Annotated in this window: 22 protein-coding genes; 21 read left to right on the top strand and 1 reads right to left on the bottom strand. The window is 39.2% G+C overall.

Going from position 1 to position 20,872, the window contains the following annotated elements:
• Nucleotides 1–122: 122 nt before the first annotated feature.
• The 3 genes from HMPREF1517_RS03130 to ilvC all read left to right on the top strand — a co-directional run bounded on the left by HMPREF1517_RS03130 (nt 123) and on the right by ilvC (nt 3,390).
• Nucleotides 123–1,823, top strand: coding sequence for an acetolactate synthase large subunit (locus HMPREF1517_RS03130; RefSeq protein ID WP_037599309.1), 1,701 nt, complete (start codon nt 123–125; stop codon nt 1,821–1,823).
• Nucleotides 1,816–2,292, top strand: coding sequence for an acetolactate synthase small subunit (ilvN, locus tag HMPREF1517_RS03125; protein WP_002892046.1), 477 nt, complete (start codon nt 1,816–1,818; stop codon nt 2,290–2,292). The genes HMPREF1517_RS03130 and ilvN overlap by 8 nt, the downstream gene beginning before the upstream one ends.
• A gap of 75 nt (nt 2,293–2,367) precedes the next feature.
• Nucleotides 2,368–3,390 (top strand): ketol-acid reductoisomerase, encoded by a 1,023-nt coding sequence (gene ilvC, locus HMPREF1517_RS03120; protein WP_002885764.1) that lies wholly within the window; start codon nt 2,368–2,370, stop codon nt 3,388–3,390.
• Between the two features lie 128 nt (nt 3,391–3,518).
• On the opposite strand, the gene tyrS is transcribed toward ilvC, so the two are convergent.
• Nucleotides 3,519–4,775, bottom strand: a complete 1,257-nt coding sequence (tyrS, locus tag HMPREF1517_RS03115; protein ID WP_003092098.1) for a tyrosine--tRNA ligase — start codon at nt 4,773–4,775, stop codon at nt 3,519–3,521.
• A 101-nt stretch (nt 4,776–4,876) separates the two neighbouring features.
• Between tyrS and pbp1b the strand changes: the two genes are divergently transcribed.
• The 18 genes from pbp1b to HMPREF1517_RS10055 all read left to right on the top strand — a co-directional run bounded on the left by pbp1b (nt 4,877) and on the right by HMPREF1517_RS10055 (nt 20,870).
• A complete protein-coding gene (gene pbp1b, locus HMPREF1517_RS03110; RefSeq protein WP_037599308.1) occupies nt 4,877–7,300 on the top strand; it encodes a penicillin-binding protein PBP1B in 2,424 nt (807 codons plus the stop codon).
• Nucleotides 7,301–7,408: 108 nt separating this feature from the next.
• Nucleotides 7,409–7,600 carry a hypothetical protein gene (locus HMPREF1517_RS03105; RefSeq protein ID WP_037599306.1) on the top strand — a complete coding sequence of 64 codons (192 nt, stop codon included), beginning with the start codon at nt 7,409–7,411 and terminating at the stop codon, nt 7,598–7,600.
• Nucleotides 7,600–8,487, top strand: coding sequence for a replication initiator protein A (locus HMPREF1517_RS03100; RefSeq protein ID WP_037599305.1), 888 nt, complete (start codon nt 7,600–7,602; stop codon nt 8,485–8,487). Before HMPREF1517_RS03105 ends, HMPREF1517_RS03100 begins: the two co-directional genes overlap by 1 nt.
• 88 nt (nt 8,488–8,575) lie before the next feature.
• A complete protein-coding gene (locus tag HMPREF1517_RS03095) occupies nt 8,576–8,818 on the top strand; it encodes a hypothetical protein (protein WP_037599304.1) in 243 nt (80 codons plus the stop codon).
• A gap of 352 nt (nt 8,819–9,170) precedes the next feature.
• Complete coding sequence (locus tag HMPREF1517_RS03090; RefSeq protein WP_037599303.1) at nt 9,171–9,482, top strand: hypothetical protein; 312 nt, start codon at nt 9,171–9,173, stop codon at nt 9,480–9,482.
• 4 nt (nt 9,483–9,486) lie between these two features.
• Nucleotides 9,487–9,987 carry an LPXTG cell wall anchor domain-containing protein gene (locus HMPREF1517_RS10065; protein ID WP_051411995.1) on the top strand — a complete coding sequence of 167 codons (501 nt, stop codon included), beginning with the start codon at nt 9,487–9,489 and terminating at the stop codon, nt 9,985–9,987.
• Between the two features lie 593 nt (nt 9,988–10,580).
• Nucleotides 10,581–10,808 carry a hypothetical protein gene (locus HMPREF1517_RS03075; protein ID WP_037599300.1) on the top strand — a complete coding sequence of 76 codons (228 nt, stop codon included), beginning with the start codon at nt 10,581–10,583 and terminating at the stop codon, nt 10,806–10,808.
• 76 nt (nt 10,809–10,884) lie between these two features.
• Nucleotides 10,885–11,229 (top strand): hypothetical protein, encoded by a 345-nt coding sequence (locus HMPREF1517_RS03070; protein ID WP_142236167.1) that lies wholly within the window; start codon nt 10,885–10,887, stop codon nt 11,227–11,229.
• Nucleotides 11,230–11,290: 61 nt separating this feature from the next.
• Nucleotides 11,291–12,040: a hypothetical protein gene (locus HMPREF1517_RS03065; RefSeq protein WP_037599298.1), complete on the top strand. Its 750-nt coding sequence runs from the start codon at nt 11,291–11,293 to the stop codon at nt 12,038–12,040.
• A gap of 14 nt (nt 12,041–12,054) precedes the next feature.
• Nucleotides 12,055–12,435, top strand: a complete 381-nt coding sequence (locus HMPREF1517_RS03060) for a hypothetical protein (protein ID WP_037599297.1) — start codon at nt 12,055–12,057, stop codon at nt 12,433–12,435.
• On the top strand, nt 12,416–12,628 hold the full coding sequence (locus tag HMPREF1517_RS03055; protein WP_037599295.1) for a hypothetical protein: 213 nt from the start codon (nt 12,416–12,418) through the stop codon (nt 12,626–12,628). The genes HMPREF1517_RS03060 and HMPREF1517_RS03055 overlap by 20 nt, the downstream gene beginning before the upstream one ends.
• A gap of 38 nt (nt 12,629–12,666) precedes the next feature.
• Nucleotides 12,667–15,075, top strand: a complete 2,409-nt coding sequence (locus tag HMPREF1517_RS03050; RefSeq protein ID WP_232219556.1) for a VirB4-like conjugal transfer ATPase, CD1110 family — start codon at nt 12,667–12,669, stop codon at nt 15,073–15,075.
• 56 nt (nt 15,076–15,131) lie between these two features.
• Complete coding sequence (locus tag HMPREF1517_RS03045; RefSeq protein WP_037599294.1) at nt 15,132–17,906, top strand: phage tail tip lysozyme; 2,775 nt, start codon at nt 15,132–15,134, stop codon at nt 17,904–17,906.
• 24 nt (nt 17,907–17,930) lie between these two features.
• Nucleotides 17,931–18,614, top strand: a complete 684-nt coding sequence (locus HMPREF1517_RS03040) for a hypothetical protein (RefSeq protein ID WP_037599292.1) — start codon at nt 17,931–17,933, stop codon at nt 18,612–18,614.
• 4 nt (nt 18,615–18,618) lie between these two features.
• Nucleotides 18,619–19,137 (top strand): hypothetical protein, encoded by a 519-nt coding sequence (locus HMPREF1517_RS03035; RefSeq protein ID WP_037599291.1) that lies wholly within the window; start codon nt 18,619–18,621, stop codon nt 19,135–19,137.
• Nucleotides 19,138–19,152: 15 nt separating this feature from the next.
• Nucleotides 19,153–19,422 carry a hypothetical protein gene (locus HMPREF1517_RS03030; RefSeq protein ID WP_037599289.1) on the top strand — a complete coding sequence of 90 codons (270 nt, stop codon included), beginning with the start codon at nt 19,153–19,155 and terminating at the stop codon, nt 19,420–19,422.
• A 2-nt stretch (nt 19,423–19,424) separates the two neighbouring features.
• Nucleotides 19,425–20,333 carry a hypothetical protein gene (locus tag HMPREF1517_RS10060; RefSeq protein ID WP_051411994.1) on the top strand — a complete coding sequence of 303 codons (909 nt, stop codon included), beginning with the start codon at nt 19,425–19,427 and terminating at the stop codon, nt 20,331–20,333.
• Nucleotides 20,334–20,345: 12 nt separating this feature from the next.
• Complete coding sequence (locus HMPREF1517_RS10055; RefSeq protein ID WP_051411993.1) at nt 20,346–20,870, top strand: DUF3801 domain-containing protein; 525 nt, start codon at nt 20,346–20,348, stop codon at nt 20,868–20,870.
• Nucleotides 20,871–20,872 lie beyond the last annotated feature (2 nt).

Raw genomic sequence — 20,872 nt, 5'->3', positions numbered from 1 at the left:
CCGAAGAGTTTGTGATATTTTTCTCCGAAACCCTTGCAAATTTGGTTAAAAATGTTATCATAGTATACAAGGTTTTGAATTTTTAGACAATTCGAAAAAAACAACTACTAAAGGAGGTCCATGTGAAGAAAATTGAACTTGAAGAAGCACGCTCTGGTGCTGATTTGATTCTAGATACACTTCTTGAACTTGGGATTTCAACTATCTTTGGATATCCTGGCGGAGCGGTTCTTCCTTTGTATGATGCTATTTACAAAAATGACAAGATTAATCATATTTTATCTCGTCATGAGCAAGGAAGTCTGCACGAAGCTGAAGGTTATGCCAAATCAACTGGTAAACTCGGTGTTGCTCTTGTAACGAGTGGTCCTGGTGCCACTAATGCTATTACAGGGATTGCAGATGCTATGAGTGATAGCGTACCTCTCCTAGTTTTTACTGGTCAGGTCGCAACACCAGGTATTGGTAAGGATGCCTTCCAAGAGGCTGACATTGTCGGAATTACCATGCCGATTACAAAATACAATTATCAGATTCGCGATACAGCTGATATTCCTCGTATTATTAGGGAAGCGGTTCATATTGCAACAACTGGCCGACCTGGTCCAGTTGTTATCGACCTCCCTAAAGATGTCGTGGCTAAGGAAACAGCTTTCATCAACGATCCTGAAATTAATCTTCCAAGTTACCAACCGACGCTAAGACCAAACGAAATGCAAATCAAGAAAATCTTGAAGCAGTTGGGTAAAGCTAAGAAGCCGGTTATTGTAGCTGGAGGTGGGGTGTCTTATTCTGAATCTGCTAAGGAGCTAGTTGCTTTTGCAGAACGCTACCAAATCCCAGTTGTTACAAGTCTTTTAGGTCAAGGGACAATTGCTACTAGTCACCCCCTCTTCTTGGGTATGGGTGGTATGCACGGTTCATATGCAGCTAACATTGCTATGACCGATGCTGACTTTATGATTGCCATTGGTTGTCGTTTTGATGACCGTTTGACAGGTAATCCTAAAACATTTGCTAAGAATGCCAAGGTTGTCCATATTGATGTGGATCCAGCTGAGATTGGTAAAATTATTGCAGTGGACCTTCCAGTTGTTGGTGATGCCAAGCAAGCTCTTGAAATGCTCTTAGCAGAACCAGTGGTTAAGAATAACACTGAAAAATGGATTGAAAAAGTTACAAAAGACAAAGAGCGTGTACGTTCTTACGATAAGAAAGAACGTATGGTACAGCCTCAGGCAGTTATCGAGCGTATCGGTGAATTGACTAAGGGTGACGCGGTTGTTGTTACTGACGTTGGTCAACATCAAATGTGGACAGCTCAGTATTATCCATACCAAAATGAGCGTCAATTGGTGACCTCAGGTGGTCTTGGAACAATGGGGTTCGGTGTTCCAGCAGCAATTGGTGCTAAAATTGCTAATCCTGATAAAGAAGTTATCCTCTTTGTTGGTGATGGTGGTTTCCAAATGACGAATCAAGAATTGGCTATCTTAAATATTTACAAGGTGCCAATCAAGGTTGTTATGTTGAATAACCACTCACTTGGTATGGTACGTCAATGGCAAGAGTCCTTCTACGAAGGGCGTACATCAGAGTCTGTCTTTGATACCCTTCCAGATTTCCAATTGATGGCTCAAGCTTACGGCATTGAGTCTTACAAGTTTGATAATCCAGAGACAATTGATCAGGATTTGGAAGTTATCAAGGAAGACGTGCCAATGTTCATCGAGGTGGATATCTCTCGTAAAGAGCATGTCTTGCCAATTGTTCCGGCTGGTAAGAGTAATCACGAAATGTTGGGGGTGAAGTTCAATGCGTAGAATGTTAACAGCTAAACTTCAGAACCGTTCAGGTGTCCTTAACCGCTTCACAGGTGTTCTTTCACGACGTCAAGTTAACATTGAAAGTATCTCTGTAGGGGCTTCTGAGGATCCTAATGTTTCACGTATTACGATTATTATTGATGTGAATACTCAAAATGAAGTGGAACAAATCATCAAACAGCTTAATCGTCAGATTGATGTGATTCGCATCCGTGATATCACGGATCAGCCACACTTGGAACGTGAAGTTATCCTAGTTAAGGTATCAGCACCAACCTCTAAACGTGCTGAAATCTTGGCGATTATTCAACCTTTCCGTGCTTCGGTGGTTGATGTGGCACCAAGCTCTATCACTATCCAGATGACTGGTGATGCTGAAAAGAGCGAGGCGCTTCTACGAGTTATTCGTCCTTACGGAATCAAAAATATCGCTCGTACGGGTGCTACTGGATTTACCCGTGATTAAAAAATCCAACTTAAATTTGTTAACCCAGCCTTAAAAAGGCAATAAATTATTTTTTTAGAAAAGAGACATATTACTATGGCAGTTCAAATGGAATATGAAAAAGACGTAAAAGTAGCAGCACTTGACGGTAAAAAAATCGCCGTTATCGGTTACGGTTCACAAGGTCATGCGCATGCACAAAACTTGCGTGATACAGGTCACGATGTGATCATCGGTGTTCGTCCAGGTAAATCATTTGATAAAGCTAAGGAAGATGGTTTTGATACTTACACAGTAGCAGAAGCAACTAAATTGGCTGATGTTATCATGATCTTGGCTCCAGACGAAATCCAACAAGAACTTTACGAAGCAGAAATTGCTCCAAACCTTGAAGCTGGTAATGCTGTTGGTTTCGCACACGGATTTAACATCCACTTCGAATTCATCAAAGTTCCTAAAGATGTTGATGTCTTCATGTGTGCTCCTAAAGGACCTGGTCACTTGGTACGTCGTACATTTGAAGAAGGTTTTGGTGTTCCTGCACTTTACGCAGTATACCAAGATGCTACAGGTAACGCTAAAGACATCGCTATGGACTGGTGTAAAGGTGTTGGTGCAGCACGTGTTGGTCTTCTTGAAACAACATACAAAGAAGAAACTGAAGAAGATTTGTTTGGTGAACAAGCAGTTCTTTGTGGTGGTTTGACTGCCCTTATCGAAGCTGGTTTTGAAGTCTTGACTGAAGCTGGATATGCTCCAGAATTGGCTTACTTTGAAGTGCTTCACGAAATGAAATTGATCGTTGACTTGATCTACGAAGGTGGATTCAAGAAAATGCGTCAATCAATTTCAAACACTGCTGAATTCGGTGACTACGTATCAGGTCCACGTGTTATCACTGAACAAGTGAAAGAAAATATGAAAGCAGTTCTTGCTGACATCCAAAATGGTAAATTCGCTAACGACTTCGTTAACGACTACAAGGCTGGACGTCCAAAACTTACTGCTTACCGTGAAGAAGCTGCTAACCTTGAAATCGAAAAAGTTGGTGCTGAATTGCGTAAAGCAATGCCATTCGTTGGTCAAAACGACGACGACGCATTCAAAATCTATAACTAATGTGATAGTCTCGAAAACCAGCCTAGTGCTGGTTTTTTGTGTTCTGAAGAGAGTAGTTGGGAATCAATCCTACTGCTCTTTTTGGTAAAAAAAAACTCACTCCATTAAGGAGTGAGAATAGCCATAAATTAGTACGTCAAGACAAAGTTTTTCTTCTTACCACGACGGATAACAGTAATTTCATTATCAATTTTATCTGTGTCTGAGAGAGTGTAATCCAAGTCTTGTACACGTTCACCGTTGATGTAGATAGCGCCGTTTTGGACATCTTCACGTGCTTGACGTTTAGATGGTGAAATTTTTGCATTGACGAGAAGTTCAACGATGTTCAGATTTTCATCTGCTGAAATTTCATATGTTGGGACACCGTTGAGGGCAACTTTAAGGTCGCGTGCTGAGAGAGCTTTAAGGTTACCAGCGAAGAGTTGTTCAGTGATGTGAACAGCTTGTTCGTAAGCTTCTTTACCGTGAACCAAAGTAACAACCTCACGAGCCAAAACCTTTTGTGCCAAACGTTGGTGACGAGCTTGGTCAAATTCTTTACCGATCTCTTCGATTTCTTCAAGTGACAAGAAAGTGAAAATCTTCAAGAAGCGAACAGCGTCATCATCCATAACGTTGAGCCAGAATTGGTACATTTCGTAAGGTGTTGTTTTAGTAGCATCAAGCCAGACAGCGTTACCTTCAGATTTACCGAATTTTTTACCAGTTGAATCTGTGATAAGTGGTACAGTGATGACATGTCCAGATTTATCTGCTTTACGACGCAAGAGCTCAGTACCTGCTGTCATGTTACCCCATTGGTCAGAACCACCAATTTGGAGGGTTACGCCGTACTTATCGTTGAGTTCATAGAAATCGTAACCTTGCATGATTTGGTAGGCAAACTCAGTGTAAGAGATACCTGTTTCTATACGTTTCTTAACAGATTCCTTACTCATCATGTAGTTAACCGTGAAGTATTTACCTACGTCACGCAAGAAATCAATGAAGCTGACTGAACCAAACCAGTCATAGTTGTTGACCATAACGGCCTTGTTGTCACCATTTTCAAAATCAAGGAAACGAGAGAGTTGTCCTTGGATTTTTTCAACCCAACCTTCAACAGTTTCTTTGGTTTGCAGGCTACGTTCAGCATCTTTAAATGATGGGTCACCAATCAAACCTGTTGCACCACCAACGAGGGCGTAAGGTTTGTGTCCAGCCAATTGAAGTCGGCGACTTGTAAGGATAGCGACAAGGTGTCCAAGGTGGAGACTGTCTGCTGTTGGGTCATAACCAGTGTAGTATGAGACTGGTCCCTCTTCAAAGGCTTTTACAAGGGCTTCTTCATCAGTGGTTTGAAAAATCAAGCCACGTGCTTTTAGTTCTTCAAAAATTGTCATGATATTCTCCAGTAAAGTATATTCTGCACCATTATACCAAAAGAAAGCAACCCTATGCAAGCTTTGTCAAAGTTTGTTATAATAGGCTTTGAGGTATTTCTATGAATTTTGAAAAAATAATAAATTATTTTAGGCGACTAGGGCAGACTATTCGTACAAAGTTCGCTGGTTCTAGGTCTAAAAGAGGAGATAAATCTTTTAAAGAAAGGAAAGCTACGACTGGATCTAAGTGGAATCGTAAGCAAGCACGTAAGTCGCCTGAGGATGGGATGACACTCTTAGACATGGGTGATGTTTTCTTAAAAACCTTAAAGCTCTTGTCTGATTTCTTTTATGTGGTTATTATCGTTCTTACCTTATTCGGTGCAGGAATTGGTTTGGGTTATCTGGGGAGTCAAATTGAGTCTGTTCCGTCGATTAAGGACAAAACCTTGTTGAATCAGATTAGTGAGGTTAGTTTGGTATCTTCGATGAGCTATTCCGATTCCAAGAAGATTGCGGATATTGATACTGACTTGCTGAGAACACCTATTGAGAGTGATGCTATTTCTAACAATGTCAAAAATGCCATCATTGCGACTGAGGATGAAAATTTTAAAAAGCATAAGGGTGTTGTACCAAAGGCAGTTTTTAGGGCTTTGGTGTCATCAGTTTTGGGGGTCGGCTCTTCAAGTGGTGGTTCGACGCTAACGCAGCAGTTAATCAAGCAACAGGTAACAGGCGATGCGCCAACCTTTAAACGTAAGGCGGCAGAGATTATCTATGCCTTACAATTGGAGCGTCGCGCTTCTAAAAATGAAATTTTAACCGATTATCTGAATGTTTCCCCTTTTGGACGTAACAACAAGGGGAAAAATATTGCTGGTATTGAGGAGGCTGCTCAAGGTATTTTTGGGGTATCTGCAGCGGATTTGACAGTTCCTCAGGCGGCTTATCTGGCAGGTTTGCCACAGAGCCCGATTGTCTACTCACCTTATACAGCTGACGGTCAATTAAAAAATGCAGAGGATCTTTCTTATGGCTTAGCACGTCAGCAAGATGTACTCTACAATCTTTATCGCGGTGGCTATCTAGATAAGTCGCAGTATGAAAGCTATAAGGATTATGATATCACTAAAGATTTCAAGGCTGGTGAGAAGTCTGATGCTGTAAGTCATGACTATTTGTACTATTCTGTCATGTCTGAGGCTCAGGATGTCATGTATGATTATCTCGTTAAACGTGACAAGGTATCGAGTCAAGATTTGAAAAATGATAAGACCAAGGAAAGCTATCGTGAGAGGGCCCTACAAGAGCTACAAACCGGTGGCTACAGCGTTAAGACAACTATTGATAATGCAGTTTATAATGCGATGCAAGATGCTGCGAGTCAATATGGTGGCCTCCTCGACCAAGGTGGAAATAGTGGAGTTGAAGTCGGAAATGTGCTCATGGATAATGCGACTGGAGCAATTCTAGGATTTGTTGGTGGCCGTAGTTACGAAAATAATCAAAATAACCATGCCTTTGATACGGCACGCTCCCCAGGCTCATCTATTAAGCCTATTATTGCTTATGGAATTGCTATTGATCAAGGTTTGATGGGTAGCTCAAGTATCCTTTCTAACTATCCAACTAATTTTACGGGTGGAACGCCTATTCTCCATGATGGTGATAAGGGTACAGCTATGATGAACCTACAAGAGGCACTCAATACCTCGTGGAATATTCCAGCCTTTTGGACATATCAAATGCTTCAACGTCATGATGTTGACGTTGAGGGTTACATGACCAAGATGGGTTATAAGATTGCTAACTACAATATCGAGAGTTTACCTCTTGGCGGGGGAATTGAAACCACGGTTGCCCAGCAAGTAAATGCCTATCAGATGCTTTCAAATGGTGGCGTCTATGAGAAGGGTCATATGATTGATAGTATTACTGACCGGACTGGCGAAGTTATCTATCAGCATAAATCTGAAGGGGTTCAAGTCTTTTCAAGAGCTACGGCTAGCATCATGGATAACCTGCTCAAGGAAGTTGTGGTTAAGGGAGCGACAACTCAATTTCATTCTGAATTGAAAAATGTCAATGGTGCAGCAGCCTCAGCTGACTGGATGGGTAAAACAGGAACGACAGATAACTTTGCGGATGCTTGGTTGATTGTCTCAACGCCTGGTATTACTCTTGGTGGTTGGGCTGGTTATGACAATAATACACCAACCAATTCTAAAACGGGTTACACCTACAATACGCAATATATGGCTCGTTTAACTTCCGCCATCTACAATGCCAATCCAGGTATTTTTAAAACGGGAGATAAGTTTAATATCGATTCAAGTGCTATTAAGGCAAGTGTACTCAAATCAACAGGTCTTAAACCAGCAACAGTGTCTGTCAATGGTCGTAATGTTTCTGTAAGTGGTGAAATGGTTGATACTTACTGGGCTAAAAATGGACCTGGAGATACGACTTACAAGTTTGCTATTGGTGGAACTGACAGTGACTATCAAAAAGCCTGGTCTAGTATTCTTGGAGGGCATTAGGAATTTCCAGTATGTGTCCTGAATTGGGAGAATTAGATAAATAACATTAAGAGAACGTGGAAAGCGTTCTCTTTGTTTTTTCTCATACTAACTCTCGGAGGTTCAATTATGAAATCAAATCAGAAAAAATTACGTGCTAAACAAAGACAATCAAGAAATATGGTTATTGTGTCATTGATGAATGATACAGGATGGTCACGTGAAAAAGTAGTTGAATCTTTGAAGGAACTTGAAGAGTATAACTTGATTAAGTTTCCTAAACAAGGTGGTATGATGCTGAAAGTTGGGGAGGTAAGGTAATGGCTTACGGTAGAATTTCTTTAGAGCAGGCTTTGAATAGCGACAATTTCTATCAACTTCCAAAAGTGGTTATTAAATCTAAGTATTACCGCAAACTGAAAGCAGAAGCTAAGTTGATGTTTATGCTTTGCCGTGACCGTTTAAGTGCTTCGCTTGATAGCACTCGTAAAGGTGACTTACGATTCGTGGATGACTTGGGCGATATTTTTATTTATTACAACATTGAGGACTTGTCTGAAGACCTTGGTTGTGGTCGAGATAAAGTCATGAAGTTGAAAAAAGAGTTAATTAAATATGGGCTGATTGATGAAGTTAGACAAGGTTTAAATAAGGCTAATCGCATCTATGTCAAGAACGCTATCACAGATATTCAAATTCTTAATATGGAATTTGAGGAAGCTCAACAGCTCTTAAACCCAGTGAAATCAACGGAAGTCGAAAAAGCCGACTTCCGGAAGTCGGAAAATACGACTTCAAGAAGTCGTGAAATCAGACTTCAAGAAGTCGCAAATTACGACTCAACTTATACTAAAGTGAGTGAGATTAAAGAGAGTAATAATAAAGTCAGTCATTTTGATGATGATGATGAAATGGCTCACTCTAGTCAAGATGATAAATATCAAAATACGCTAAACCGCAAAGTTGATGAAGCAACACAGTACGATAGAGATTATATTTGGGGACTTGTATATGACCGTCTAAGACAAGAGAGGTTCTCAAAAGCTTCAGCAGACTTTGTAATGCGCCACTTTGATGAACGTTATCAATACGCCCTGGAAAATATGCGTTACGCATCCTCTACAGAAAAAATTGCAGAATTTGTTTTTAATGGCATTCTAGCTGTTTTCAATCAAGAGAGACGAAAACAAGAAAATACGAATGGATGACCTGGCGAATATAACGCAAGCACCTTCTTGAGAAGCATGACCTGGATAAGTCGTTAAACTGTCACAAATGTTTTCAGGAGGTAGCAAAATGAAATTTGCTAACAAACTTATGCTTGCAGTCACTCTTCTTGGAGTGGGTGGTGCAACAATCAGTGCTGTTCAGCACAAGACAGGTGATAATGTTGCACACGCAGATACTCCAGTGAGACGTTACTATGAGTACCGCCGAATTCGTGGAAGACTCTATTACCGTAGTGTCCTAAAAGGCTATGCTAACGGAGTTGGATGGGTTTACGACAGCGTTGGCCCTTGGATTTCAACTGGTATGTAACAAGCTGCTTTAGCTTTGACCTTAGCAGGTCTTAAAACTGCTTGATGTTCCTTGAAAACTGAATAATAATCTTTCGTCCTGATTAGTGATACTCAAGGCATAAAATAAAGAAATGGGGGCGAAAGCGTAGCTAGTAGAAGTATATCTAGCGCCTGGTATCAAGTATAACAAAGGCACACTTACAGGAAGTAAGTGCTAACGAGGTAGGACCCACAGTTAAAATTGTGTGGTTGGTCAAGCGGGCCGTGGCTACCAGCCTTAATGAGTTCGAGGTGAACAAAGCTATAAACCTTACGTCAAAATGCAGATTTAACTATTTTGGGTTAAACAAAAGCAAAAAAAGGAGTTCGAAATGAATGATACTCTTTTGAGATTATCCGATCTCAGGCAACTCGGTCTTGAAGGTGGTGTAATGCTATATCTTCAAGACGGTACCGTTGCCAAATGTCGACCAAAGTTCGCAGCAATTCAAAAAAAAGAGCGAAAAAATGGACGACTTGTAAACGTGGAAGAGATTGTGCCTTTTGCAACTATATTTCAAGCAATATCAGTCGTTAAACGGAATAATTTAGTTATTGCAAGAAAATTTGTGCAAAACAACCAATCCTTCCTTCGCTTAAGCGGTGTCGGTTATCACCGCAAGGAAAAGAAAAGAGAGGTATGAGACTTTGAATAAAGCGAAATTTATTTCACTTATCTCAACAGCAGTGCTTGCAACTGCATCATCAGGGGTTTTCGCTGATGAAACAACGCCTGTTATTGACGGGTCAACTAGCCCAACGGTTAGCGTGACGCCTACTGTTCCAACAGACAAGGTTCCTGATACAAGTGCTAGTCATGTGTCAGACGGGACTTCTGGTATTACAGCACCTACCACACCTGTAACGCCAACTCCTCCGACAACAACAAAGTCTGAGGAAAAACCATCTACTTCTAAGACGAAGAAGTCAAAAACAACTGCTTCTAACAGTCAAATTCCTGATCCAAATAAGGTAACGGATAAAGCCCCTGGAGCTAAACCGTCAACTGACAAACAAGCAGTAGCCGCTGAAACAGAGTCGTTACCACACACTGGTGATGATACCGCCCTTACAGTAAGCCTTACAAGCCTAGGCGCATTTCTTATTGCAGCAGGACTTGGTTTCTTGCCAAAACGTAAGAAGGACTAGATGGATTACCTAAAACCAATTCTAGGAATTCTTTTATCATTTGTAATTTTAATTGGTCTTAATATGCTATACATTTTAATCGGCCGTTATATTACAAATTTTAAAAAATTATCAGGACGGTTTGAATGGCTTGATAAACCCGTCTTAAAGAAGAGGTCTTCAGCAACCTCTACACAAAAAAACCCCGACGGCCATCGGGGTTAGTTAAAAATTTATAAAAATTTAAAACTTACATCGACATTATAGCATAATAATGTCAGAAAATAAATAAACCTAATCATTAAAATACAAGCCAGTTAGATTTCATTTAACCAAGAACTACGATAAGACATTGGTTAGTAGCGAGTGCTTTTAGGAGCGTAACGGGGTTCGATTCCCTGGCTCGTTATTTGTTTGAATATTGACCTAGATAAGTCAATAAACTGTCTATGAAATCTAACTGTCCTTTGTATAGATGGAGGTTCTATCATGATTGAATATAAACAAGAAGCTCCACAAGTCATCTTACTAGAAGATGAACCTTGTGTGATTATTGAAGAAGACTAACTAGAGGCTGATGCCTCTTTTTTGCGAAACAAAGGAGAAATAAAAGAATGGAAGTTGTTACAAAAATTATTACTGTCATGGGTGCATTGGTCGCTATTGGTGGCCTAGGATGGGCATTTGTAGGTGCAATTGAGTTCTTCCAAGGAAAAAAGAACCAAAACCCACAGCAAACCGATAACGGAATGGCGGGGATGGTTTATGGTGGCGGACTAGCTGCTGTATCAGCAAGTATTGCAGCTGCAATTGTTGCTGCAATCAACTCAATTCAATTTTAAAAGATATTTAGAGAGATACCAAAGCGTTAATAATTATGATACAATAAGAAAAAGATTAGGAAAGAGGTTGATGATTATGAATAGAGAAGAATGGATTGACTATTACGAAAGTATCAATGGTCATAAACCATCTATTTCAGAGGTTTATGAAGCCGAAAAAAATGGTGATATTTTTGTAATTTCTGAGTCATCTACTCCTTTAACTGTCGAAAGTCAGGATTATATTTCAAATCATAGTCCTAACTATCGCAAAAAATCAGCCTGGAGAAGCCTTTGGAATGCACTGACATTTATCATCAGTGTTTTATGGGGGTTGGTAAAACTTGCTTTCTCACTTGCTTTATTTATAGTTAATATTATTTTGACCATTTTCTTCTTTTTTGTACGTATCATAGGTTTTGTTTTTCTCTTATCACGTTAATATTTATCATGAAGTGTTTCAGACACTTCTTTTTTTATCCTTAAAGTATGAAGGGAGGACTATGGACGAACTTATAAAAAACATGACAAAAAGTTTAAGGCAATATAATAGCGCTGCAAACCAAGCTGTTATTGGTATTAATAAAAGTTTTGTTGTAGTAGGTTATATTATTGTTAGTTTCTTTTTGTTAGTAGAAATGATGTCCTGGTACAAGTATCTTAAGCAACAAGGCGGAGAACTGACTTATCGTCTCATGTTAGAAGTTGCTTTAAAGTATCTTATTGCATACTTTCTAGTAGCCCTGTCAAGCCAAATTGTTGTTGCTATTATGCAGGTTACTAGTCTATTGATACGTATGGTTGGAGCTAACGTATCGAATGATCTTTTTGAATTTACAGCTCTTAAAAAAGGAAATTGGGTCATTAGGGCGGTTGTAAATGCACTAGCATATCTTTGCGGTGCCACAGCCTTGATGCTAACAAATATCCTAGTATTTATGAGATTTATTGAACTTTATCTCTACAGAGCCGTATCACCTTTAATCGTTGCTTTTTGGATGTCTGATGACACAAGAAGCATTGCGACTAATTTATTGAGAAAGACTACCGCAGCTGCCCTCCAAGGACTTTTGATTGTCATTTTATTGGTTATTTGGCATGCCTTCGGAGTGCAAACCGATATTGACCTAGCTAATGCAGATTGGATAAAAACATTTGCATCAGGTTTTTCTTATATTGGAAAGTGCATTTTATTTGTTTGGTTGCTCTTAGGTTCACAACGGATGGCAAGATCACTTCTCCAAGCTAACTAAATGGAGGTATACAGTTGAATAAAAGTAAATTAGGGTCGATTTTCCTAAAAGAAATTGATCAGTATGAAAGATCGGTTGTAGGCGGTATGACGGCCCGCATTTTTATAATGGTCTTAGGTGTAGGAACTGTCGTTATGATTGGTGTCTTACCAACAGTTTTTTGGTCTATTCCTGACCTATATATGTATATGGTGGTTGTTCTAGGAACACCACCTTTTATCGTCTATGGGCTTAAGTTGGACGGGATTGTTAAAGAACGAATGCTATTTATATTAACAATTCAAGAAAGAAGCTATCAAACTGATGATGATTTCACAGCATTTGGAAATAACATGGAGGTAACTTATGGCAATTCTGCCTTTTCACAAGCAAAAGATGTCCACGAATGGAATTAAGCCAACTCTTACACAAGAGGAGCTAGCGGAACTTTTTGAAGAAGCCGAAGTTTGGAAGCTTGGACTTAATCGTCAACGTGATTTGAATACACCTTCAGGTGTTATTCTTGGGAGCTCAGGAAGTGGTAAAAAGGTAACAGTTAGTTCAATGGAAATAATTCCAACTTTATTTAAAAACATATATGATAGATGATGATTTCACAGCATTTGGAAATAATAAGGAGGTAACTTATGGCAATTCTGCCTTTTCGCAAGCAAAAGATGTCCACGAATGGAATTAAGCCACCTCTTACACAAGAGGAGCTAGAACGTGGGAAACAGCTACAAAAAGCATTAAAAAAATCAACTCAAAATACAATTAAGTACACGAGTCTTTTTGAAGATGGACTCATGCACATTACAGGTCGTGAGTTTTCACGGACCTATGCCTTGGGTGATGCTAACTACATTACCGCTAGCGATGACGAAAAATCAGATATTATAGATTATTATGCTGATGCTTTAAATGTCTTAGACAGTGATAACACCTACCAACTCACGGTCATTAACCGTCCTTTACCTGACAATGCTGTAGAGCAAATTTCTTATGATAGAGTAAATGATGGTTTCAATGATTATCGTGATGAATACAACAAAATAATTAAAGATCGTTTTGATAAGGAACAAAATAACTTTGAGGTTAAAAAATTTGTTACAGTTTCTACAATAGCTGAAGATAGAAAAATGGCCTACCGTAGGCTTAATGACGTTGAAAACAACTTTACAGCTCAATTCCAGGCGGTAGATGTTGATTTCAAGGTATTAAATGGCTCAGATCGATTAAATATCTTCTCTGATATTCTTAGAGGTAATCCATACTTGAACCTTGATTACCGTGACCTTATCCGAAGTGGTCTTGGTACCAAGTCATTTATTGCACCTGGTTCAATTTGGTTCCAACCTAAAATGATGAAGATTGATAATCAATTTGGACGTGTAATGTTTGTCAGAAATTATCCGAATTTCCTTAATGATCGTTTGATTAAGTCGCTTGTTGATGTTGGTATTGAATTAGTTATCAATGTTTTAGCACGTCCTTACGATGTAGGTGAGTCCTTGAAAAAAATCAATAATGCAGAGGCGGCTATCAAAATGGATATGGTCAAAAGTCAAAAAGCAGGGGCTCGTGATGGTATTTCACAGGAACTTGCTACTGGTGGGGTTGCTGCGGAACTTGCTGAAGAAGCCGAAGTTTGGAAGTCTGAAATACAGGATAATGACCAAAAAATTTATTCAGGCATTTTTACAGTCTTCTTTAAAGCGGATAGCGAAGAAGAGCTAGAAGACTTTACAAGTCGAGTTAAGGCTGCTGGACGTAAGCATGGCGCAGAATTTGATGTAGCCTCTTACCAACAAGAAAATGGTCTTAATTCAACTTTACCGATTGGTATTCCGTTCCTTGAAGTGAAACAAAACTATATGCGTGACATGACAACCTCTAATATTGTGACACAGGTCCCTTTCACGAACGTTGACCTTCAAAGTAAGAGCCCCTGGGCAGTCTATTATGGGCAAAACCAATTAAGCCATAATTCGATTACCCTTGATCGTCAACGTGATTTGAATACACCTTCAGGTGTTATTCTTGGGAGCTCAGGAAGTGGTAAGTCGGTAACAGTTAAATCAATGGAAGTAATTCCAACGTTATTGAAAAACATATATGATAGAGTCATCATAGTAGACCCTGAAGACGAGTATAGTGATATCGGACGAGAATTTGGAGCGCAGATGATAGATATTTACCCAGGTTCTCAGACTCACCTTAACCTACTAGATTTGCCTGATATGGATAAACTGGATGCTGAAGATGGAGATCCAATTGCTCAAAAATCTTCATTGTTGATTGGTTTCTTTGAAAACGTACTTACAGAAGTTACAGATGCTCAGGTGTCTATTATTGATCGTGTAACTCACTTAACTTACGAACGTTTCCAAGATAAAGGACGTATGCCAACCCTTAAAGATTGGCATGATATTATGTTGGATCAACCAGAACAAGAAGCTAGAGATATGGCAATTGCTTCTGAAACCTATGCTAAAGGTTCTCAGGATATTTTCTCTTATGAAACAAATGTGGATATCAATGACCGCTTTGTTATCTTCAATTTGAAAAAACTTGATGGGAAATTGAAGCCTTTCGCACTGATGGTTATTCAAGACTATATTTGGAATATGGTTGTTAATAATCAAGGAAAATTCACTACACGTATTTACTTTGATGAAATGCAAAACCAATTTCAAACTGATAATCAGGCACTATTTTTCACTAACCTGTACGCCCGTGTCCGTAAATATGGGGCTATTCCTACGGGAATTACTCAGAACGTGGAAACGTTGCTTGATCGTACTGAAGGACGTAAGCTGTTAAACAACTCAGAATTTGTTGTACTTTTGAAACAAAAAGGGTCTGATGCTCGTGAATTGGCAGCTATGTATGAATTGACAGAAAGTCAATTAAGATACGTAACGAAACCTAAAGCAAAGGGAACAGGTCTTATTATTGCAGGCGGAACTGTGGTTCCTTTTGAAAACCCAATCCCAAGCACTACGAAATTATTTAAACTAATTGCAACAGATGCTTATTCTGAAGCAGGTGCATAGAGGTGATAGATAATCACCTCTTTTTTCATATCTAAATAGAAAGGGGTGATTATTTCTTGAGTAATAATCAATCGTCAAAAAGTAGATACTCTCAAAGAAAACAAGAAATCAGTCAGGCTGTCCAAAGGCATAATAACAATAGAGGCCGAATTGCACAGCGAGGTGCGAATAAAGAGTATAAAAAAGCTAAGGCCGCTTATCGGGAAGCTGCTAAGAACTATCGTGAAGGAGGAGGAGCTGAAGCTCTCAAACTCAAGAAGAAGAGTAAAGAAAACTTAAGGATTGCTCGTAAAACAAAGAAGATAGTTAAAAAGACAAACCCGACAAAGACCCAGAAGATTACAAGAGCTGTTGCTCACACAGGTACAAGTGCTGTCACTTCTTATATTTCATCAGGTCTAAGTCAAGACGAAGATTTAGAAGAAATTGTAAAGCATACGAGAACGTCAAAAAATGCCCTTCGCAGTGCCAAAAAAGGTGCTAGAGGTATCGGAAGAGTATCTAAAGCAACAGGTAGAGGTGTTGTTAAGGGCTCTCGTTTTGCCAAACGTTCAACGAAATCAGCGGGAAGAGTCGCAAAAAGGACTGCTAAGAATGCTAGGCGTGCTGCTCAGGCAAGTGTCAAAGGAGCCAGAAGAGCCTTGCAAGTGGCTCAGCTAGCTATTAAGGCTGCTGCTGCTGCTGTCAACGGAGCGATTGCTTTCTTTGCGACACCAGTTGGTTGGGTGGTTGCTGTAATTCTAGCTTTAATGTTACTTGTGGTCATGGTCACTGGTGTATTCTCGTCAAATATTGTTCAACAAACAGATTTCAGTTTAAATGACTCTTGGGTCCAATTATCTAAGACAGACCGTAAAAAATCGAATGATAAGGTTGAATACTACACAGATATTGATGAAATTCTACTATACATGAATTACCGTTACGGAGGAGAATGGGAACCATCTGCCAAGTGGGAAGATGGTAATGGTGGCAAATGGGCAGGAAAATTTGGTCTAAACCATTTTTCAGATGCTCTTGATGATATTTGGAAACAGGAAAACGAAGACCCAAATAACCTGAAGACAATGAAAGATGTCTATACAAACGGGAAAGAGTGGACCAAACTCAGTAAGTCTGATCGTGAAGAATATGAAGAAATTCTTGAAAATGCAAAGGAGTCAGGGAAATATCCTGGAATGCAAGAGCTTCAAAACCCTCTGTATAATGCTGCTGATGATAAAAGTCAGTCTGAAGGAGTCATGATAGAAAAACGTTATGGTTATACAGCAAAAGATAAGTTTAGCTATAACACAACTATTAAGGCCTCTTCAGGTCAAAAACTTTATGCGCCTATGGACGGAAAAGTTGAGGTTGGAAAATCTACACTAAAGACCTTCAAAACGAACCTTCCAAAGGATAAAAAGGAAAGCGAAGAAAAGAAACAGAAGACTAATATCATTATCTATACAGATGATGCGGAGTTTATTTTCTATAACGTTTCAGGAGCTCGTGTTAAGTCTGGAGACAAGATTGAAGAGGGGACTGAATTAGGGTCTGTTCAAGGTAACGGACAAGAAATTGCCTATGCTAAACGCAAAGAGACTTTGGACAAAGACGATAAAGACGACAAACGATATTATGATGAAGCCAAATATCTTGAGAAACGTGATGAAGATAATGAGGATGCCAGAACCTTCACCCGTAACGTAGATAAAAAAGGGAAGAAGATTGATAAATGGCAAATCGTCAATCCTGGTTTTTACTTTCCCTTTGTTGCTTACAGCCAACATACCCAAGTGACAACGACAGAGACAGCAGGTGAAATGAGTGGACGAGCAAAACAACTTTATGATTTAGTCAAGAAGTCCCTTCCTGAAGCAACCGACAACGGAATTGCTGCAATGGCAGGGTGTTTTGGTGTAGAGTCTCAAATTGAGCCTAAACGTGCTGAAGGAGATTATCTCTCCCCTCCCGTCGGAGCTTCTGCCGACTCATGGGAAAATGAGGAATGGTTGAATATGGGAGGCCCTGCTATTTATGGTGGAGGTTTCCCAAACATTCTTCACCGTGGACTTGGTCTAGGTCAGTGGACAGACACAGCAGATGGCGCAACACGCCACACACTTTTACTTGAATATGCCAAGAAGATTGATAAAAAATGGTATACACTTGACGCTCAAATCCGTTTCATGCTTGAAGGGGATAACCCCTACTATATCAATATTTTGAAAAGCGTATTGACAAGTAATGATGATGTAGATACTCTGACGAGTCGTTTTCTTTCTCAATGGGAAGGTGTTCCAGGTGATAAAATCAGCGAACGTCAAAAGATTGCGAAACAGGCTTTGACCTGGTTCCATCAAACACCTAAGAGTTCAGGAACAGGTTCAGGGCCAGGAGGCACTAAGGCCTCTTCTTGGGACTTCCCTAGTGAATACGAAGGAAAACTAAAATGGGGTCAACCGTCTAGCAACACTGTCACAGGTTACCCAGGAAACAATTATCCTGCAGGACAGTGTACTTTCTATGTTTGGAACCGAGTACACGAAACTTGGGGGCTTGATGTAGCTCCACAACTTGGGAACGGTCAAGATTGGGTTGCTAACCTTGTTGCTCAAAACGGTTGGCATACAACCTCAACCCCTCAAGTTGGGGCCGTATGTTCAACTGCTGGTGGCTTTGACGGTACTTTAGGTATCTATGGTCATGTAATGTTTGTTGAGCACGTTAATGATGATGGGTCATTCTTGATTTCTGAGCTTAATTATACTTTTGTCCAAGATAAAGTCCATTGGAGGGTTGTCAATAATGCAAGCTACTATAGTTTTGCTATGCCTCCTGGACAGTAAAATACAACTAAAGAAAGGTTTATTATGATTGATACATTTAAAGTTAAAATTTTAAAAGGAGTAGGAGTTGCTATTATAGTAATTCTGATCTTTGTTATTGGGTTCGGTGTTGGACATATTGGTAAGTCAACACAGAAAGTGTCAGCCCCTAAAACAAAAAAAGTTGCTGAAGGAACTGAATTGACCCAGGACTATATCAGGAAATTCTTGATTGCTTATTATACGAAGAAGGACCTGGAGGAGAACCGTTCTCGTTATAAACCTTTTATGACTGATGGTCTATATACGTCTGTTGTCAATATGGAAAACGAACCCGTTAATCAAACTTATAAAGGTTATGTAGTTGACCAAGCTTTCAAATCAGCCGATATCTTTATTGATGAAAAGAACAATACGGCCATTGCCACAATCAACTACACAAATACACTCCTAAAAAATAAGGGTGACTATAAAGATGCTCAGAAAAATGTTGCTAGTAAAAATACATTGCGCCTAACATTTACTAAAGATGGTAAAAAGTTTAAGGTCAATAACATGAGCTACCTTATTGTCACAGACTCAGCAAATGTTACAGACACTACTAATAGCTATGGCACACTAGAGAGTGCTTCAAGCTCTGGAAGTAATGCCTCTGCTTCTACTGGTACTAGCGGAAGCGGAAATGCTACTTCACCAACTTCTACAGACTCTTTAAACAGCGAGGAATAATTAGATGGAATTTAAAGATTTTAAACAAAGGCTTGATGAATTATCCAGAACGTTACCGAAACAGTATAGGGATGAGAACAGGGAAGGAGTACAGGCTTTAATTCCTTATGGTACTGGTTATATCCAATTTGAGATGTATCTAGGTGAGTGTCCAAATCTTTATATGGTTGTTAAGGGGCAGAAAGTGCTAGAACGTCTTTATGATTACATTATAGAGGCGTGGGAGGACGATAATCTGGACTACAATGAACCAAACTTGGAATTTAGTGAAAACAACACAGTGATTAGGATGAGCGTACTCATTTCTAACAGTGGCTTGTTAAAACCACGAACAGCTAACAGGCTAAAACAGGCTTGCGATCAACTTGAATGTTTGCTAGTAGATGTAGATGAAGGCGGTGCAGTTTTATTAAACTATGATGCCGATGAGTTTTTATTTAATAATAAGTATGTTCACCCAGAAGGACTAGCTGATGATCCTGTTTTTGCTAACTGCAATATCATGCTTGAACGTAAACAATGAAAGGAAATATAAACAATGAACGACTATCAAGAAAAACTACAAGAAGAACAAACTGAACAAAAACCTAAACGCAAAAAGAAAACAATTCAAGAACGCTTAGATAGGGCTTTAGAATTGAAAGCAAAGACGGAGAAACAACTTGCTGCCATTCAGAAGCGCCTGGATGGTTATAATAAGCAAGTTGAAGAGCTCCAAGTTGAAGCACGTCTTGAAGTAATCAAGCGTTATGATATGAGTCCTGAAGAATTAGATGCTGCTCTTAAGAATTACAAGGAGGGTGATTGATAATGACATTTCAAGTTACAAACCTAAATACAAACAAAATTAGCGAATTTGCAAATCGTGCTCAATTTCTCTATGAAATGGAGCAGATTGAAACAAGACACCTGGCCACAAACACTATGGGGCGCTATAAATTAACTCATTTAAACGCTAAAACAAATGAAGTACTAGAAGAGAAGACTGTAGAAATTCCCCCAACGGAAGGCGATCTTGAACAATCTCTGAAAGACTTTGGTTTAGCCACTGAAGGAGGAGGCTTGTTTAGTCGTCGGAAACCTAAACAAGCCCTAAAGGTTCCTCCTCAATCAGTATCAGAACCAGAAGAGAGTAACCCAGTGAATATTGATGAAGAGGAACAAGTGTCACCTATTTCAGACACAAAAACAAATTTTCCTACTAGCAATAATGTTGTTCCTTCATCATCTTATACAGGAAGCAAACTTAACATTGTAAGTTTTGGTAAAATTGTGGCTTGGTTGGTGGTTCTCTTCTTAGCACTCTATGGAGCAGGTGTTTCACACACTATTGCAGTAGGTCTTAAAACGGGAGCAATTAAAACAACACAGTCTACACCAAAACAAACTTCAACTGTTAGTGATATGTCAGATGAACATGAAGTAGATGTTTTTAGTCGCTACTTTATTGGAGCATATCTTACAAATAGTGACCTTGATAATTTCATTAGCTCAAAGGTTTCTAACAAACCTTTTGACAAGGTGACTACAACAGCGGTCCTGCTTGAAAAGGCACAAACCAAAGATAAGCAGACTTATGAAATGACTTACGTTGTTAGTTACAACAAAGATGATAAGACTAAATCATCACGTTTCAAATTTACTGTAAAAAAAGCCAAAAAGGCTATGTATGGCTATGAGGTAACTAAGTTGCCGAAAGAGTCAGATTATCCAGGATAAAGGAGAAGAAAAATGGTTGTAGATCAAGAAGGTGCCATTAGAGAATTTAAAAATCAAGGGGTGATGACTGCCAGACTCCTATTCAATATCAGTTCCGTTCTAGCAAAATCATTAGCAGATGGAGCTGTTGATATAAGTAAGAAGGTTTCTGCTAAAATTGAGGCACGTCCTGGCGAGAAAAAATCTATAGATGCCCTAAAGAAAAGAGGCGATACATTAGATTATAAGCAATTCTCAAATAATGAAATGAACCTAGACAAGTTAAAAGCCTATTTGAAGGAATATGGCATTCAATTTCATGCAGAAGAGTTAGCAAATGGCAATTATAACTACTGGTTTAAATCGAAAGATCAAAAACAATTTCAAGCAGCTCTTGAAAGAGTAAAAGAAGATATTATTAACGACAAAAAACAAATTAAATCTCTTCAGAAGACTCCTAAAGACTTAAAACCTCAAGAACAAATTGCTAAACATAAGGCAGCAGCGCCAAAACAATCAGTAGGAACTAAAATTAAGAAGCCTACGAAGTCAGTTTAGGA

It is taken from the genome of Streptococcus sp. ACS2 (genome assembly GCF_000525585.1).
Lineage (GTDB): Bacteria > Bacillota > Bacilli > Lactobacillales > Streptococcaceae > Streptococcus.
This window is presented reverse-complemented; position numbering and strand designations above follow the sequence as displayed.